14 protein-coding genes are annotated in these 17,155 nt (G+C 34.4%); 12 read left to right on the top strand and 2 right to left on the bottom strand.

Annotated elements, in window-relative coordinates; genetic code table 11:
- The first annotated feature begins 132 nt into the window (after nt 1-132).
- The 6 genes from hisS to ABWH96_RS18215 all read left to right on the top strand — a co-directional run bounded on the left by hisS (nt 133) and on the right by ABWH96_RS18215 (nt 6,762).
- Entirely contained in the window at nt 133-1,521 is a 1,389-nt protein-coding gene (hisS, locus tag ABWH96_RS18240) for a histidine--tRNA ligase (RefSeq protein WP_375578936.1), read from the top strand.
- Nucleotides 1,514-3,004 (top strand): histidine ammonia-lyase, encoded by a 1,491-nt coding sequence (gene hutH, locus ABWH96_RS18235; protein WP_375578935.1) that lies wholly within the window; start codon nt 1,514-1,516, stop codon nt 3,002-3,004. The genes hisS and hutH overlap by 8 nt, the downstream gene beginning before the upstream one ends.
- Nucleotides 3,001-4,926: a gliding motility-associated C-terminal domain-containing protein gene (locus tag ABWH96_RS18230; protein WP_375578934.1), complete on the top strand. Its 1,926-nt coding sequence runs from the start codon at nt 3,001-3,003 to the stop codon at nt 4,924-4,926. The genes hutH and ABWH96_RS18230 overlap by 4 nt, the downstream gene beginning before the upstream one ends.
- Nucleotides 4,927-4,928: 2 nt before the next feature.
- Nucleotides 4,929-5,267 carry a YbaB/EbfC family nucleoid-associated protein gene (locus ABWH96_RS18225; RefSeq protein WP_375578933.1) on the top strand — a complete coding sequence of 113 codons (339 nt, stop codon included), beginning with the start codon at nt 4,929-4,931 and terminating at the stop codon, nt 5,265-5,267.
- Nucleotides 5,260-6,264: a glycosyltransferase family 2 protein gene (locus ABWH96_RS18220; RefSeq protein WP_375578932.1), complete on the top strand. Its 1,005-nt coding sequence runs from the start codon at nt 5,260-5,262 to the stop codon at nt 6,262-6,264. The genes ABWH96_RS18225 and ABWH96_RS18220 overlap by 8 nt, the downstream gene beginning before the upstream one ends.
- Before the next feature lie 72 nt (nt 6,265-6,336).
- Entirely contained in the window at nt 6,337-6,762 is a 426-nt protein-coding gene (locus ABWH96_RS18215) for an STAS/SEC14 domain-containing protein (protein ID WP_375578931.1), read from the top strand.
- 408 nt (nt 6,763-7,170) lie between these two features.
- Here the strand turns inward: ABWH96_RS18215 and ABWH96_RS18210 are convergent, their stop codons facing one another.
- A complete protein-coding gene (locus ABWH96_RS18210; RefSeq protein ID WP_375578930.1) occupies nt 7,171-7,770 on the bottom strand; it encodes a hypothetical protein in 600 nt (199 codons plus the stop codon).
- The gene (locus ABWH96_RS18205) at nt 7,767-8,903 is read right to left on the bottom strand and encodes a serine hydrolase domain-containing protein (RefSeq protein ID WP_375578929.1); all 1,137 of its coding nucleotides are present in this window, start codon (nt 8,901-8,903) and stop codon (nt 7,767-7,769) included. The genes ABWH96_RS18210 and ABWH96_RS18205 overlap by 4 nt, the downstream gene beginning before the upstream one ends.
- A 632-nt stretch (nt 8,904-9,535) precedes the next feature.
- Between ABWH96_RS18205 and ABWH96_RS18200 the strand changes: the two genes are divergently transcribed.
- The 6 genes from ABWH96_RS18200 (at nt 9,536) to ABWH96_RS18175 (ending at nt 17,154) form a co-directional block, all read left to right on the top strand.
- Nucleotides 9,536-9,967, top strand: a complete 432-nt coding sequence (locus ABWH96_RS18200; RefSeq protein WP_375578928.1) for a hypothetical protein — start codon at nt 9,536-9,538, stop codon at nt 9,965-9,967.
- Nucleotides 9,912-12,920 carry a GEVED domain-containing protein gene (locus tag ABWH96_RS18195; RefSeq protein ID WP_375578927.1) on the top strand — a complete coding sequence of 1,003 codons (3,009 nt, stop codon included), beginning with the start codon at nt 9,912-9,914 and terminating at the stop codon, nt 12,918-12,920. The genes ABWH96_RS18200 and ABWH96_RS18195 overlap by 56 nt, the downstream gene beginning before the upstream one ends.
- 394 nt (nt 12,921-13,314) lie before the next feature.
- A complete protein-coding gene (locus ABWH96_RS18190; protein WP_375578926.1) occupies nt 13,315-14,256 on the top strand; it encodes a proline iminopeptidase-family hydrolase in 942 nt (313 codons plus the stop codon).
- Between the two features lie 26 nt (nt 14,257-14,282).
- Nucleotides 14,283-15,266 carry a DUF1028 domain-containing protein gene (locus ABWH96_RS18185; RefSeq protein ID WP_375578925.1) on the top strand — a complete coding sequence of 328 codons (984 nt, stop codon included), beginning with the start codon at nt 14,283-14,285 and terminating at the stop codon, nt 15,264-15,266.
- 40 nt (nt 15,267-15,306) lie between these two features.
- On the top strand, nt 15,307-16,500 hold the full coding sequence (locus ABWH96_RS18180; RefSeq protein ID WP_375578924.1) for a hypothetical protein: 1,194 nt from the start codon (nt 15,307-15,309) through the stop codon (nt 16,498-16,500).
- A 39-nt stretch (nt 16,501-16,539) separates the two neighbouring features.
- Nucleotides 16,540-17,154 (top strand): hypothetical protein, encoded by a 615-nt coding sequence (locus ABWH96_RS18175; RefSeq protein ID WP_375578923.1) that lies wholly within the window; start codon nt 16,540-16,542, stop codon nt 17,152-17,154.
- Nucleotide 17,155 lies beyond the last annotated feature (1 nt).

The raw sequence follows: 17,155 nt of genomic DNA, 5'->3' as shown, positions 1-17,155 counted from the left end.
TATGTTTCCATTTAATTCCACAATATTTTTATCATACTTCAGTAGATTGAAAAATCAACACCTCAATACCTCTACACATCCAAACTTAGTTCAAACAAAATTTCGTAGATTTGCCCCAAATCAAATTATAAAATGAGCAAACAGAAACCCTCTTTACCTAAAGGAACGCGTGATTTTGGACCAGCTGAAATGGCCAAAAGACATTTTATTCTGGATACTATCAAAAAAGTATACCAAAAATATGGTTATGCACCTATAGAAACCCCTGCAATGGAGAATTTAAGCGTATTGCAAGGGAAATATGGAGATGAGGGAGATCAATTGCTTTTTAAAATCTTGAATTCGGGAGATTTTCTATCTAAAACTAAAGAAGAAGATAGAAATGATTCTAAATCACTTCAGCCAAAAATTTCCGAAAAAGGTCTTAGATATGATTTAACTGTGCCTTTTGCTCGCTTTGTAGTGATGCATCAGCATAATTTGACTTTTCCTTTTAAGCGTTATCAAATCCAGCCAGTTTGGAGGGCAGATCGTCCACAAAAAGGAAGGTACAGAGAGTTTTTCCAATGCGATGCAGATGCTATTGGTACCAACTCCATGCTTTGTGAGGCAGAAATTGTTTTGATGATACAGGAAGTTTTCAAAAACTTGCAAACCAAAAAAGCCAACAGTCTGGATTATGCCATCAAAATCAATAACCGAAAAATATTATCAGGCATAGTGGAAGTGATGGGTGCTGAAGGCAAAGAAACTGATTTTGCAGTGGCTATTGACAAATTGGACAAAATTGGAGAAGAGAAAGTAAAAGAGGAATTGATAGAAAGAGGATTTGCTCAATCAGCCATTGATACCTTATCGCCATTATTTAATTTAAGTGGTAATAATACAGAGCAATTAAATTTCTTAAAAGACTTCCTGAAAGATTCTGATATTGGTCAGAAAGGATTGTCTGAGCTTAATGAAGTATTTGAAATATTAGAATCCTTTGGTGCAAAAGTTCCTCAGCTGGAATTGGATGTGACCTTAGCCCGCGGACTTTCTTATTATACAGGAGCCATATTTGAAGTAAAGCCCAAAAATGTAGAAATGGGAAGTATTTGTGGAGGAGGAAGATATGATGGTTTAACTGATACTTTTGGCTTGCCTGATGTGTCGGGTGTAGGAATTTCTTTTGGAGTAGATAGAATTTATGATGTACTGGAGGAACTGGATCTATACCCAGAAAATGCAGAAAGCAGCACCGAAGTCTTGATGGTGAGTTTTGATGAAGACAGCTGGAAATATTGCTTGAAAATATTACACAGATTAAGAACTGCCAATGTAAAAGCTGAACTTTACCCTGAACCTGTTAAGTTGAAAAAACAAATGAAATATGCGAATGATAAGCAAATTCCATTTGTGATTTTAGTAGGTTCAGAAGAAATGAAAACTGGAGATTTAACTTTCAAAAACATGAAAGAAGGAAGCCAGGAAAGCTTAAATGCAGAAAGCATTTTAAAACGATTTTTAGGATATGAGTAATTTTTTTGTACTTGGCGAGCATGACCTAACACTATCTGAAATAAGAAGCATTTTAACTGAGGATAAAAAGTTAAAATTATCAGATAAGGCCGTGGACGCAATTGTAAATTGCCGGAAATTTTTAGACGAGCATATTCAGTCTTCCGAAGACCCAATTTATGGGGTCAATACTGGTTTTGGCTCACTCTATAGTCGTAATATATCCAAAGCTGATTTGGAGCAATTGCAATCTAATTTGGTGATGTCACATGCTTGTGGTACAGGCCCCCAGATTGACAGTCGCATAGTTAAAATTATGCTATTGCTTAAAATTCAATCCTTATTATATGGACATAGTGGTGTTCAGCTGGCAACTGTAGAAAGATTACTAGATTTCTACAATGAAGATATCCTTCCTGTGATCTATGAATCTGGTTCCTTGGGTGCTTCAGGGGATTTGGCACCTTTAGCACATTTATCTTTGCCTTTAATCGGAAAAGGAGAAGTATTTTTTAAAGGAGAAAAAATTACTGGAGAAAATTTGTTGGCTAAAATGCAATGGGAGCCTATTCACTTAAAAGCAAAGGAAGGATTAGCTTTATTGAATGGGACTCAATTTATGAATGCTTTTGGAGTTCATGCGGTTTTAGCCTCTGAAGATATTTTCAATTGGGCGAATACTATAAGTGCATTATCCTTAGATGCATTTGATGGGCGTCCAGAACCATTTGACTCAAAAATTCATTTGATTCGAAATCAGGATGGCCAAAAAATAGTAGCTGAAAAGATTTTGGAGTTGCTCAACGGAAGCGAAATTATTAAGCAAAGCAAAGTGCATGTGCAGGATCCTTATAGTTTCCGATGCATTCCGCAAGTGCATGGGGCAAGCTTTGATGCCATTAATTATGTGAAGAATATAGTTGGAAAAGAATTAGCTGGTGTTACAGATAACCCGAATATTTTCCCTGAGGAGGGTGAAATTATTTCTGGTGGAAATTTTCATGGACAACCACTAGCAATTTCTATGGATTTCCTTGCTATAGCATTGGCTGAATTAGGGAGCATATCTGAAAGAAGGACTTATCAATTAATCTCGGGAAGCAGGGGATTGCCGGATTTCTTAGTGATGAATCCTGGATTGAATTCTGGGTTGATGATTCCGCAATACAGTGCAGCAAGTTTAGTAAGCCAAAGTAAGCAATTATGTACGCCCGCTTCTGTTGATAGTATAGTTTCATCTAATGGTCAGGAAGACCATGTGAGTATGGGTGCAAATGCGGCTACTAAGCTATATAAAGTGGTAGAAAACACCTATCAAGTACTGGCTATAGAATTGATAAATGCCTCACAAGCCATAAAATTTAGGAGACCACTGAAAACAAGTTCACATTTAGAAGAAATAATTCGTAATTTTAGGCAACAAGTTCCGTTAATAGAAGAAGATAGAATTCTTCATAAAGATATTGTTAAAGCGGTTCATTTTATTAAAACCCAAAAAGCTTGAGAAAATTATTAATTATTTTATTGCTTTTTATTAATCCGGTTGTTTTGTTGGCTCAGGGTAATTTTCCCAGTGAGAACGAATTATTTACCGTAGATTTTTTGAAAGGTTGTGAATCAACGCAAATTAAAGTTACTCCTAGCGATACTACTGGTACAATTTTCATTTGTTTTGATGCAAATCTATCAGATATAGGAGCCAATAATGCGTGTTTTGGTGATCCAGTACAAACAGCTGAAGATTACAGGTTTACATACCAAGAAGCAGGAGTGTATGATATATTGTTTTTACGGCAATTATCCAATACTCAAATCTACGATAGCATTTCTATAGAAATCATAGAGCCTTCAACTCCTTTTGTTGCACTTTCTACTTGTGATGAAGCATTAGTTTTAGATGTAAATGCACAACAAGAAAGTTTTGATCTCTACACCTTTGATTTTGGTGATGGAAGTCCCCCACAAGAATACTCAATTAATGATTTCCCTTTTAGATATCAATATGCAGACCCTACGCAAGAATACACTCTATCGGCTGTAGGTTCATTTGATGCTTCAGGAAATAGTAATTGTAATAATAATGAATTCACTAAAACATTTATACCTGAAGATCAAACTGAAGAAGCAGCTTCAATAAGTCGGCTTGAAATTTTAACAGAAAATAGTTTTGAAATTGATTACACACTTAATCCCAATCAAATTTATCAGTTACAAATAAAACAAAATGAGGATGGTGATTTTCAAAATATCACCACATTTTCAGAATCGGAAGGAGGGACTTATACTTTTCAAAATAGAGATTTAAACACTGATTTTTATTGTGTTAGAATCATAAGTATAAGTAACTGCAACAATCAGGAACTGTTATCGAACGAAGTGTGTACCATTAGATTTTCGGCTTCTGTAGAATTAGAAGGTAGTTTATTGGACTGGAATCATTTCAGTTTTCAAAATTCAGATATAGTGAAGAATGGAGAAGTAATCTTTTCAGGAGACGCTCCTTATGTGGATGAAAATATTTTATGCGGTGAAACCAATCAATACCAGGTAATAGCTTCAGATGAAAGTGGAGTAGAAGTCATTTCCCTCTCCAAACAATTAACAGCAATAACAGGTGCACCAGCAATTCCTATCAATCAAATTGCCATAAATGTATTATCTGATACTGAACTAGAACTAACTTGGGATCTTCCTGGTGGTCTAGAGCCAGATCAGTTTATCATCTATAAAAAGAGAAGCCTTGATGATGATTTTTCTAGATTAGATTCAACCAGCGTTCCTTCATATGTTGATGAAGGAATAGCCTTTGATGAAAGGAATTATTATTATTCAGTTGTGTATCTAAATCGCTGTGGTGAAAGCTCAAGGGTGACTACTACAGCCTCTAATATTTTATTAAAGCTTAGTCAAGAAGAATCAATTATAAATTTTGATTGGAATTCTTATACTGGCTTTGATTCACTTCTGCAAAATTACGTTATAAAGAAATACGATGGTAATATGAATTTGCTGGATGAAGTAAATGTGGGTAAGGAAATAATTCATAGTGAAGATATAGCACAAAGTGAAGATCAGCTAACTTTTTATCAAGTTGAGGCCTATTCTGAAAGTGGTTTGGTAGCCACTTCGAATTTAGTGAGATTTAAGATTCCTTCAAGTTTCTTTGTTCCAACTGGATTTACGCCTAATACTGATGGATTGAATGAAGAAATTAAAGTAGTAGGGAAATTCATTTCAGAAGTGGAGTTTAGTGTCTACAACAGATGGGGGACATTAATTTTTAGAAGTAATTCCATAGAAGAGGGTTGGGATGGATATTTGACTAATCGACCTGCACCTGAGGGAACTTACAGTTACACTGTGCGTGTAAAAGATAAATACGGAGAAGAGTATTATAAAAGTGGTGTTTTTAATTTAATAAGATAGATATGTTTGATATGATGAAGATGATGGGACAGATTAAAGAAGTTCAGGGTAAAGTAAAGGAAGCTCAGGAAAATCTTGTTCACATCACAGCAGAAGGAGAAGCAGGAGCTGGAATGGTGAAGGCAAAAGTGAATGGTAAAAAGCAGCTAGTTAGCATAGAAATAGATAGCTCCCTAGTGAACGAAAACGATAAAGAGATGATCCAGGACTTAACTGTTGCGGCTGTAAACAAAGCCATGGAAGAAGTTGATGTACTGGCAAAGGAAGAAATGAGAAAAGCTACCGATGGAGCACTCCCTAATATTCCAGGGATGGATTTAGGCAATATGTTCAATGGCTGATAGCGTTGCAGTAGTCATACTTAATTTTAACGGCAGGGATTTTCTTGAGAAATTCCTGCCGAATGTAATTAAAAACTCTAGTCCCCACCAGGTAATAGTAGCCGATAATGCTTCTACCGATGATTCTGTCAATTACCTTAAATCTCATTTTCCTGAAATAAAACTTATTGAAATACCCGAAAATTTGGGCTATGCTGGAGGTTATAATTTTGCCTTAGATAAAGTCAAAACAGATTTTTATGTTCTATTAAATTCCGATGTTGAGACTACTCCAAATTGGATAGAACCCGTGATTGCCGTAATGAAGCAAAACGAAAAAATAGTTGCTTGCCAGCCCAAAATTAAATCCTATCACAATAAAGAACTTTTTGAATATGCAGGAGCTGCAGGTGGTTTTATAGACCATTTAGGGTATCCTTTTTGTAGAGGAAGAATTTTTTCCCATTTAGAAAAAGACACAGGGCAATATGACAATAGTATTCCTGTTTTTTGGGCAACTGGGGCTTGTCTTTTTGTGAAATCTCAAGCTTTTCATGACTTGGGTGGATTAGATGAGAAATTCTTTGCCCATATGGAAGAAATTGACTTTTGTTGGAGGGCTAAAAATGCTGGATACCAGATTCATTATTGCGGAGACAGCACTGTTTTTCATGTAGGAGGTGGTACTTTGACAGCTGAAAGTCCATTTAAGACTTATCTTAATTTCCGTAACAATTGGTTATTGCTCTATAAAAATTTAAGTAAAGCAGAATTTAACTCTATTAAAAATAGAAGGAAGAGGTTAGATATTTTAGCTGCTATTCAATTTATTGCTAAAGGAAAAAAAGCCAATGCAAATGCTATATTAAAAGCGCACCGTGATTTTAAACAAATGAAGAGTGATTATATTCAAAGTAGTAATTCTGGCTTAAAACATACTGAGATTTTTAAAAAATCTATTATAAATCAATTTTTTGTAAAGGGGAAAAAGACTTATTCCATGCTCTTCTGGAAATAAATCCAAGTATATTATTGAGAGTAACACCTTATTTTATTAAATTATTTCTGTTTGATAAATAATTAAAGCAATATGGATTCTATAAAAATAAGTGAAGATAAATTAGTGAATGATGGTAATATACTTAGCCAATACAAATATGCTACAACCTATTATGATGAAGAAATAAAGGTGGTAGGTGTAAAATGGCATGGATCGTTTACAGAGGAGGAATACATCAATTTATTTAACCAGCTTTTTGAGGATGTTAAAGGAAAAAAGGTAATAGGATTTTATAGTGACATAAGACAACAAGGAGTTGTTCCAGTTGCCGCCAGAAAGCATTTTGAAAAAGACTTTTCACCTAGAGGTAAAGAAAAAGGTATTGATAAAACAGGAGTGGTTACGGATGCATCACCTTTTAAGAAGTATTATTTAAATACGATAATAAAAGTAACAAATCGACCCGTAAAACTATGCTCTAAACCTGAAGATGCATTAGAATTTATAATTTCTTAGGAAGGCCTCTCTTGATTAATACTACCAATCTTCAAAACTAAATAATATCCCGATAAATACGGGACAGGTCTTGCTCGAAGAGGGCGGGCAGGAGGACAAAAAGGCGGGCCAGCGATGGTATGTAGCGATGAAGCATCTTTTTGTTCCCGAGCATTCGGGACAAAAAGGAAAAGTAGAAACTACAAGATATAATTTTGGGTATAAATCTAGATTTAATATCTAAAACCTCAGATTTCCTCTAAATCAAAGCTTTTTGAGGTTTTAGATATGATAAAATTTCAAAAAATGAGACTTTATATTTGCTTTGAATGATAATTAGAGTCACGTTTTAATTTTCAAGAGAACCCTAGGAAAGAAAGTTGTTTAACACCTTAGATGTGGGTGGGTAGATTGTAGATCTTGTTTGTACTAATGACAATTTTCATTGTAAAATTCAGCCATATGCTCAGGTACTTCAAAATAGCCGTCATGCATTTTTTGTACTAGATCAGGGCAATCTGAAAAAAAATTGGCCAAATGCTTTTTCTTAAAACCAAAAATACCTTGAGTGACACGAATCATTTCATCAGAATTTACTTTTTTGAAGAAAGGAATTTCTAATTCATAGCCGCTTTCAGGGTCTCTGTATTCATCCCAATATAATTTAACATTTCCATTTACTGCTAACCTCATAAAAACTCTTTCACCTCGATTGGGTACGCTTACATGAAAAACAGTGAATAATTCGGTGTAGCTATCATACCAAATTGATTCATAAACATCTTTACCTATAGTGTAGGAATTCAAATCTTTAGGTCCGAATCTTCTATCAAAGATCCAAAAACCTTTCATTCTCACTTTATTGAAAATTTTACCGAATGGTTCAGGGCTTCTATCTCTTAATTGACCAAAAATTGTATCATTTTCGTTAGTGACGACAAATCCATTTTGATAAGTGGATTGACCAAATACAAAGTTTGAATGGATCGAGAAAAGTAGAAGGAAATAAATTGTTAAGAAGTGCTTCATTCTACAGATTTTTGAACCAACCTCATCACATCATCAATTTTAGAGTTATCTATCCATCTTGTCACTACTACCAAATCGTTTGCTTCATCTATGATGATATAATTTCCTCCAAAGCCAGCTGCATAATAAACTTCTTTGCTAACTCCTTCCCATGACTCTTGGCTATTATTCCACCATAAATAACCATAGTCTGGATTTGCCTGTGAAGATTTCTGAACACTTTTTACCCAATCTTCAGAAATTAATTGTTGATCATTCCACTTCCCATTTCTTAAGAAAAGTAGTCCAAACCTGGCATGATCTAATGAATTAATGAAAATACCGCCTCCAAAATGACCACCGCCACTAACAGATTGAACTTGTAAGCCGTCTACATTTACATATGAATTATGATACCCGAGCCACCGCCAAGTAGTAGAGGCTCCTATAGGATTCATAATTTCCTCCTTTAAAACCTGAGGAAGGGATTTTCTCCAAACTTGTAAAAGTGAATAAGCTAATACATTTACCCTTATGTCATTATACTTATAATAAGTGCCTGGCTCGTTTAATTTTCTTGCTCGCCAATCGTCAATTCCACCATCTCCGGGAGGACGATCTGACCAATCATAAAGGCCAAATTGCTGACCAGACCAATCTGAAGATTGAGTAAGAAGATGATCCCAGCTTATTTTTTTATTATGTTCACCACTAAAAGTGCCATCCCATACATAATTATAGACTTTATCATTTATATTATGGATAAGATTTTTATCCAGTGCCAATCCAGCAACAGTAGAAAGGTAACTCTTAGTAACACTAAAGGTCATATCTACTCTATTAATATCTCCCCATTCAGCTACTATATATCCATCTTTAATAATTAATCCTGCAGGCCCGTCTCTTTCTTTCACTTTGCCAAGAATTTCAAAATTAGGTTCTCTGGAAAAAGCCTCAATAATCGCTATTCTTAAATCTCTATTAACAGCGTTTTCATTCTGATTGGCAATTTGAACAGCACTGTCTAAAAGCTCTTGGTTCATATTAAGCGATGAAGCTGATTTTCTTTCCCATTTGTGATCAGGATAATACTGACAAAATGAATAGGCAGAATAGAAAAATAAGAAAGTAATTAATAGGTGTAAGAATTTCATAGTAGCTGTGGTTAATTTTTGAAAATGAAATATATTAATTTAAGACATAATACTCGACTTTAGAAAAAATATAATTATTGGAAACCCTATTTGTGTTAGAAAAATTCAATTATTGTCATTTTGTTTTTTGTTTTTGAATGTCAAAATAATATAACTTTTCCGTTAAAACATGGGGATAAAAATTTAAAATTTTTTTAAAATATTACATCTTATAAATTCCTTTTTTAAAATGGTTTTAAGCTAATTATTCATAAAAACTGATTTTATTCAAATTGGCCAAACAAAATATTTATTGCTATAATTTTTAATTTTCAAGAATAAAATTCTTATAATTGTAATTAAATGAATATAAATAACCCAAAAATAGACCAAAACCCTATATAAGATGTCAATAGTTGATAAGCGTGATTCTTTTTTCGATATCAGTTTCCTTTCTTTAAAAATATTCCGCAATTTATATGTACTTACATCTAATAGGGTGATGTTTAAACCTTCTTTAATTATGTTTTTAGAAGACTTCCAGTTTAGATGACCTTTGTAGCTAAATAATGAATATTAGAATAATTATATTTACTTTTTTTGCAATACGCTGGATAAGTTATTCAGTGGTTCTTTAACAAAAACTAAATGAAATGAATACAATCTTTACTAAACTAAATTTATTGACCATAAGTTGCTTGTTTTTAGCAAGTTCCGTTATGGCTCAAACGGTTCAACAAAAAGCTAAGATTACCAATCAATACAACACACAGTTGTTGAGAGAATTGGAGCAAAGCTTTTCAACCAAAGCCCAAAAAGAAAAAGAGGAAGCTCTTCAAATGGCTCAACAAAAAGGTTGGGAAGTTAAAATGAAATTTGAAGATGGTCGATATGCGGAGCTACAAAAAGTAACAGCCACTGGTGAACCAATTTATTATATCACCTATAATGTTGATGCTGCTAAATCCACAAGAACTAATTTTCTTAATTCAGGTGGAGGATTAGGACTTAATCTTAACGGAGATAAATATGACTGCCCATGTTTGGGATGGTGGATTAGCTCGTGCCTCTCATCAAGAATATGATGGCCCTGGCGGTTCTAATCGTTTTTCAGTTGGAGATGGTTCAAGTACATTGAATTTTCATGCTGCTCACGTAACAGGAACTATAATAGCATCAGGTGTTCAGGCTGATGCAAAAGGTATGGCTCCTTATGCTAATGCAGTAGGATATGACTGGAATAGTGATCTTTCTGAAGCTACAAATGCAGCAGCAAATGGAATGTTGGTTTCTAATCATTCCTATGGCTATAGAGGTGATCAATTACCTGATTGGTATTTTGGTGCATATATAGCTGAATCAAGAGATTGGGATGATTTGATGTATAATTCTCCATATTATATGATGGTTGTAGCCGCTGGTAATGATGGGAATCAAAATAGTTATAATGGCAGCCCATTAAATGGCAATAGCTCATTTGATAAATTATCTGGTCATTCTACTGCTAAAAATAATTTGGTAGTAGCCAATGCACAAGATGCTAATATTGATAGCAATGGAAATTTAATTGGAGTGAGTATCAATAGTTCCTCAAGTGAGGGGCCAACTGATGATTTTAGAATTAAGCCAGACATTACTGGAAACGGAACTGGAGTTTACTCAACATATGAGAGCAGTAATTCAGCATATAATTCTATCACAGGAACCTCAATGGCATCTCCTAATGTAGCAGGTTCTATTTTGGTTTTACAAGAGCATGCAAATAATGTGTTCGGAAACTATGCCAGAGCGGCAACAATTAAAGGCTTGGTTTTACATACTGCTGATGATGCAGGTATTTCTGGTCCTGACGCTGTTTGGGGTTGGGGATTAATGAATGCTAAAAGAGCTGCTGAAGCTATTTCAGGTGCAGGTGATGATTCTAAAGTAGAAGAATTAACTTTAAATAGTGGTGAATCTTATTCTATTACTGTTGAATCAAATGGAAATAGCCCATTACTAGCTTCTATTTCTTGGACTGACCAAGGTGGAACTGCTAACACTGGAACAACAAATGACAACACCCCAGTATTGGTAAACGATTTAGATATCAGAGTAACTCAGAATTCAACTACTTACTCACCATATAGATTAACTGGAGTAAATAGTAATTCAAAAGGTGATAATAATGTTGATCCTTTTGAAAGAGTGGATATTAATAATGCAAGTGGATCTTATACTATTACAGTTACTCATAAAGGTTCTTTAGCAAGTGGAAGCCAAGACTTTTCTTTAGTAGTAACAGGTATTTCTGGAGATCCTGTAGCTTGTGAAGCGACTACTCCTACAAGCTTTTCTGCTTCAAACGTAGGTTCTAATAGTGCTGATTTAGATTGGGATGCTGTAAGCGGTACTACTTATGATGTTCGTTATAGAGTATCAGGTACTTCTTCTTGGACCACTGAAAGCACTTCATCAAGTTCAATTACACTTTCTGGCTTAAGCTCCACTACACAGTATGAGGCACAAGTAAGAAGCAAGTGTTCTGATGGAACTTCTTCTGCTTATTCTTCAAGCGTAAGCTTTACTACCACTGAAGTTCAATTGGTATATTGTGATTCTAACGGAAATAATGTTTCTGATGAATATATCGGTCGTGTACAATTAGGAAGCCTTGATAATTCTTCTGGTGCTGCTAGTTCTGGTTATGCTGATTTCACTTCTCAATCTACTGATTTAGGTAAAGGCGATGCTAATACGATCACTGTAACTCCGGAATGGACAGGAACTGTATATAATGAAGGTTATAGTGTATGGATCGATTATAATCAGGATGGAGATTTTTCTGATGCAGGTGAACAAGTTTGGACGCAATCTGCTACCAACAACACCCCTGTAAGTGGAAGTTTCACGGTTCCTTCAGGAGCATTGGAAGGAAATACTACCATGAGAGTTTCAATGAAATATAATGGTGTGCCAACAGCTTGTGAATCTTTTTCTTACGGTGAAGTAGAAGATTATACGGTAAATATCACGACTGGAAGTCCTGAAGTGTGTACAGTGCCTTCAAGTTTATCCTCTTCAAGTATAGGAGAAACTACAGCAACTTTAGCTTGGTCAAGTGAAAGCGCTGCAAATGATTATACAGTAAGAATCAGAGTAGCAGGAACAAGCTCTTGGAGTACTGTTTCAGCTTCTAGTAATAGTGTGAATGTTTCAGGTTTGACAGCTGATACTCAATATGAATGGCAAGTAAGAAGTAATTGCTCTTCTAGCAATAGTAATTACTCAAGTTCAAGTCAATTTACGACTGAAGCACCAGTCCAATTAGAATATTGTGATTCTCAGGGAAATAACTCAAGCTATGAGTGGATTCAAAGAGTAGTATTAGGTAGCATTGATAATACCAGCGGAGACAATGGAGGATATGCTGACTTTACAAACCTTTCAGCTGATTTACCAAGAGGAACTTCTACTACTATGAATGTTCAGGCAGCATTTAGCGGAAGTAGTTACACTGAATATTGGAGCATATGGATTGATTTAAATCAAGATGGTGAGTTCAGTTCAGGTGAGAGATTGGTTAACGGTTCCTCAAGTAGCAGTAATTTACTAAGTGCTACTTTAAATATTCCTTCAACTGCTTTGACTGGTCCTACTAGAATGAGAGTGACTATGAAGTATAACTCACAAGCAACTTCTTGCGAAGCTTTTGCTTATGGAGAAGTTGAAGATTATACAGTTAATATCACAAACAGTACTTCAAGCATGGTGGCTACTTCAAATGACCTAAGCGGTGAAGCATTAGGTAATGAAGATAACCTTGCGATTTACAGTTTGTATCCTAATCCGGCTCAGGATAAGTTAAATGTTAACATTAAAAACATTGATGCATCTAAAGGAATTCAGATTTATAGCAGTAATGGTGCATTAGTAAAATCTATTACTTCTGATAAAGAGATCAATGTGATTGATGTAAGTACTTTAGAAAAAGGAATGTATATCTTGAAGGCGAATACAGTGAAAGAGCCTGTTAGCACAAACTTTATTGTGAAATAGGAAAATTTTAATTCTTATTTTTAAACGCATGGAGCCTTGCTTCATGCGTTTTTTTATGCTTGAAATTTTGTGATTACTTGTCTACTGAAGTCAAAACTAATATCTCAAAATTTCTCATCTACTACTCCCTTTGAAGGTGTTTTCACCTTCAAATTTCTGTAAGATTTTCAGCTTTAACTGGAAAAGTATAGTATTCTTTTCTTATGTAGTATGATTTCAAGGTTAGCTGTTAACTTACTTTAATGCAAAGCCTATGACACAGGGATTTAGCATTTGATAGGGTAATTACCATAATATGGTGTTTCTGTTGATTTATAGATACGAATTAGAAATTTAATTTTTATGATTTTGAAAATAATTAACTAATTTAAAGTTCAATTTTAATTTCCCATTTATGAAAAATACATTGCTAACCTTTCTTTCATTACTTCTAATATTTAGTTGCCAATCACAAGAATCTCAAGATCAACTTTCGGTTCATGAAGGTAAAATTCAGGTTGAAGGCGGTAAAATTTGGTATAAAGTTATGGGAGAAGGAGGGTATGCACCTATCTTAACTTTACATGGTGGCCCAGGTGGTACGCATCGCTATTTTTATCAATTAAGCCCACAAAATGAGGATAGAAAAGTGATTTTGTTTGACCAGTTAGGTGGCGGAAGATCTGATTATCATACCGATACTACCTTAATGACAGTTGACCATTTTGTTCAGCAAGTAAAAGCAGTAAAAGACTCATTGGAATTGGATGAATTTTATTTATTAGGCCACTCTTGGGGAGGTGCACTAGCTGTTGAATATTACCTTCAATATCCTGAAGGCATTAAAGGAATGATTTTAAGTAGTCCGCTTATAAGCACACCAAGATGGGAGGCAGATGCGGATACACTGATCAAAACCTTACCAAAAGAAACACAGGAAGTTATCAATGAGGCTAATGAAACGGGAGAATACAACAGTGAAGATTATCAAAAAGCAGACGCCTATTATTGGAGTCAATTTGGATTAAGGTCTTCCAAAAAGGCTCATCCATTAGATACTGTAGAAGTTTCAGGAAATGGAGTAATCTATAATTATATGTGGGGACCAAGTGAGTTTAGATGTACTGGGACTTTGAAGAATTTTGACAGAACCGAAAGCTTAAGTAAAATAAAAGTGCCCACTTTATTTGTTACAGGACAATATGACGAAGCCCGACCTCAAACAGTGAAATACTTTAGCAACTTGACACCTAATTCAACTTTTAAAGTGGTGGAAGGAGCAGGTCATTCTACTTTACATGATAATCAGGAAGGTTATAATCAGATTTTATCAAATTTCTTAAATAGTATACACTAATGATCTATTCTTAAATCACTATAACTATGAAAAATATATACTTAATAATCTTATTCTTTTCTTTCAGTTTCGAAGCATTAAGTCAATTAAATAGACCAAATGATCCTTTAGCACATACTTATTCTATTGTTGCCAGAGATGCAGAAACAGGGGAAATGGCTGTGGCAGTTCAAAGTCATTGGTTTAGTGTTGGAACTGCAGTTTCCTGGGGTGAAGCTGGAGTAGGAGTAGTGGCAACTCAATCTTTCACCAATAAATCATTCGGTTTAAGAGGACTAGCCATGTTAAAGGCTGGGTTAAGTCCACAAGAGGCTTTAGATAGTTTGCTGAACAATGACGATGGAAAGGCATTTCGTCAAGTAGCCATTCTAGATGCGAAAGGAAGAGTAGCCACTCACACTGGAGCAAAATGTATAGATGAAGCTGGGCATGCCAATGGTGATGATTTTTCAGTGCAAGCCAATATGATGCTGAACGATACCGTGGTTCCTGAAATGGAAGAAGCTTGGAAAAAACACAGTAATTTGCCTTTGGCAGAGAGAATGGTTAAAGTATTGGAAGCCGCACAAGCGCAAGGCGGAGATATTAGAGGAAAGCAATCCGCAGCACTTTTGGTGGTAAAAGCAGAAGCTTCGGATGAACCGTGGAATGATAGGGTATTGGATTTAAGAGTAGACGACCATCAAAATCCAGTTCAAGAATTAAACAGATTGGTGAAAGTTTACAGAGCTTATGAGCATATGAACCAAGGCGATTATTTTGTGGAAAAGGGAAAAATGCAAAAGGCTATGAATGAATATAATGCTGCCATGGAAATGTTCCCTAAAAATCTTGAGATGCAATATTGGACGGCCATCACATTAGCAAATGATGGGAAAATAGAAAGAGCAACAGAAATGCTGCAGGAAATTTATAAAGAAGATGCCAACTGGAGAGAATTGACTAAAAGATTACCTAAGGTAGGCTTGTTGGAAGTGGAGGATAAGGAGTTAAAAAAATTATTAAAGTAAAATTAAGATATCTATTTTATCCAATTCTGAAATTAAATCTATGATTCGAATTTTGTACTTAGTAGCTTTTAGTTTTTTAATTATTTCATGTGGAGATCAAAAGGAAGGTAAAGAATCTTCCTTTAAATCTATAAAAATTGATTTAGATGAAGCTCAAACCCTTAAAATAAGTGATCATTTCAAGCTTAAGGATGTTATTTATTTTTCTGACAGTTTGGTGGTCGATAATCTTATGAAAGTAGATGTTCACAATGATTACTTAGTAATGCATTGCGGATGGGGTTTGGATTACTTATTGATTAAAAATATGGTTTCAGGTGAAGAAATTGCCATATCAGCTAAAGGGGAGGGGCCAAATCAATATCAGAAATTGAGTAATTTTTTCATTAATCCTGATGGCCAAATTGAGTTATTAGATGGCCAAGCTGGAAAAATATTGACCTATAACTTTGAAGGGGAGCTTTTGTCTGTTTATCAGAATAAGCAATTACAAGGTGCAAGTAGTTTGATAAGCTTGAATGGGGAAGATTATTTCCTTTATGGGGGAAATTTTTACGCTCCAAAATATGGGTATCAACTTTTAGTTTGGGATAAGAATCGCGATGAAATTCTGAATACTTATTTTCCTTTTAATGAAAATAAAGCAGATTTTATGAATTTTATCGAATCAAGGAATTTTATGCAAAAACCTGCATCCTTTTTTCAATTTTATAATCCATTTGTTTATCAATTGAATGAAAACTCGATTATTGATTCTACTTATCTAAATTTTGGAAAACATACTATTCCTGAAGAACTTCTAAATAAATCTTATCAAGATGTGAGAGAGTTTTCCCAATCTATGGCCAAAAGTGGATATGCTTATGGTGTAGGCGATATATTATTAAATGAGCAATTCATGTTTACATCTGCTTTGAAAAATGAAAAGCGTTTCCATATCTATACCAGCACTAAAACAAAGGAAACAAAGGTTTATGATAAAATAGATAATGATGTTTTTGGATTGCGAGTAGATGAAAAAATTGGATATTATCATAGGCCAATAGTCTTAGACGAAAAACATATTTACTTCATAGTAAACTTGGAAGCTCAGCATGAAAAAATAGAAAGTGCGGACTTGCAAAAATCATCACAAAGTAAGTTAAATCAAGAACTGCTCAAACTAATTCAAGACTATGAAGATGGGGATAATTTGGCTATTGTGAAGTGTGAGCTTGATGGGTTTAAGAATTAAAAAAGTAGTGATATCACTAATATTAAGAAGCATTTTTTCATGACTAAATCTTTATTCTCAGTTGTAGTTTATTCCCTCTTACTATTTTTTAGTTTGTCCTCTTGCACTTCTTTAATGAGTAAAATGTATGGGATTAATCAAATAGAAGGAGTCAATGAAGTTAAGATAGATCAATTCTATTCCTCTATAGATTTTAAGGATATTCAAACAGAGAAATTCGTCATTGATTCTTTAGCTTTCCAATCTTTCAGAGAACATGAAAATGATTCTATCAAAAAAGATCTGAGTCAGCCGATACAGATTCATTATTTTGAGAATTTAGATTTAGCCTCTTTTCATGCAAATTGTTATGCAAAAGGAAGTATGAAAAATCTGGATTGGAATTATCAACAAAGGTTTGACTCTTTTATCCCTCGTTCAGCGGTTAAGGATTTGACTGAATACCCTCGTTTTACTAAGCTACATGAGGTGATTGATGAAGTTGATTTATCATCAGAAAAGGAGATAGTGATTGTGATATTTTGGACAAGAATGCTGGAAGACATTTCAAAGGATGCAATTAATATAGCTTTAGCTAATATTAGTGAGTTTAATAAAGAAGATGAAGTGCGGTTGATTTTAATTAATTCCGATTCTTTTTTCAGTAAAATTTGAT

Source organism: Marivirga tractuosa, assembly GCF_042140215.1.
GTDB classification, from domain to species: Bacteria; Bacteroidota; Bacteroidia; order Cytophagales; family Cyclobacteriaceae; genus Marivirga; species Marivirga tractuosa_A.
The sequence above is the reverse complement of the archived record's forward strand: the minus strand, read 5'-3'. Positions and strand labels throughout refer to the sequence as shown.

Bases quoted from the DNA above. Each gene is read 5' to 3' on its own strand.
- ABWH96_RS18225 (WP_375578933.1), top strand. From the start codon at position 4,929: ATGTTTGATATGATGAAGATGATGGGACAGATTAAAGAAGTTCAGGGT.
- ABWH96_RS18205 (WP_375578929.1), bottom strand. From the start codon at position 8,903: ATGAAATTCTTACACCTATTAATTACTTTCTTATTTTTCTATTCTGCC.
- ABWH96_RS18215 (WP_375578931.1), top strand. From the start codon at position 6,337: ATGGATTCTATAAAAATAAGTGAAGATAAATTAGTGAATGATGGTAAT.
- ABWH96_RS18185 (WP_375578925.1), top strand. From the start codon at position 14,283: ATGAAAAATATATACTTAATAATCTTATTCTTTTCTTTCAGTTTCGAA.
- hutH (WP_375578935.1), top strand. From the start codon at position 1,514: ATGAGTAATTTTTTTGTACTTGGCGAGCATGACCTAACACTATCTGAA.
- ABWH96_RS18180 (WP_375578924.1), top strand. From the start codon at position 15,307: ATGATTCGAATTTTGTACTTAGTAGCTTTTAGTTTTTTAATTATTTCA.
- ABWH96_RS18175 (WP_375578923.1), top strand. From the start codon at position 16,540: ATGACTAAATCTTTATTCTCAGTTGTAGTTTATTCCCTCTTACTATTT.
- ABWH96_RS18190 (WP_375578926.1), top strand. From the start codon at position 13,315: ATGAAAAATACATTGCTAACCTTTCTTTCATTACTTCTAATATTTAGT.
- ABWH96_RS18220 (WP_375578932.1), top strand. From the start codon at position 5,260: ATGGCTGATAGCGTTGCAGTAGTCATACTTAATTTTAACGGCAGGGAT.
- ABWH96_RS18200 (WP_375578928.1), top strand. From the start codon at position 9,536: ATGAATACAATCTTTACTAAACTAAATTTATTGACCATAAGTTGCTTG.
- ABWH96_RS18210 (WP_375578930.1), bottom strand. From the start codon at position 7,770: ATGAAGCACTTCTTAACAATTTATTTCCTTCTACTTTTCTCGATCCAT.
- hisS (WP_375578936.1), top strand. From the start codon at position 133: ATGAGCAAACAGAAACCCTCTTTACCTAAAGGAACGCGTGATTTTGGA.
- ABWH96_RS18195 (WP_375578927.1), top strand. From the start codon at position 9,912: ATGACTGCCCATGTTTGGGATGGTGGATTAGCTCGTGCCTCTCATCAA.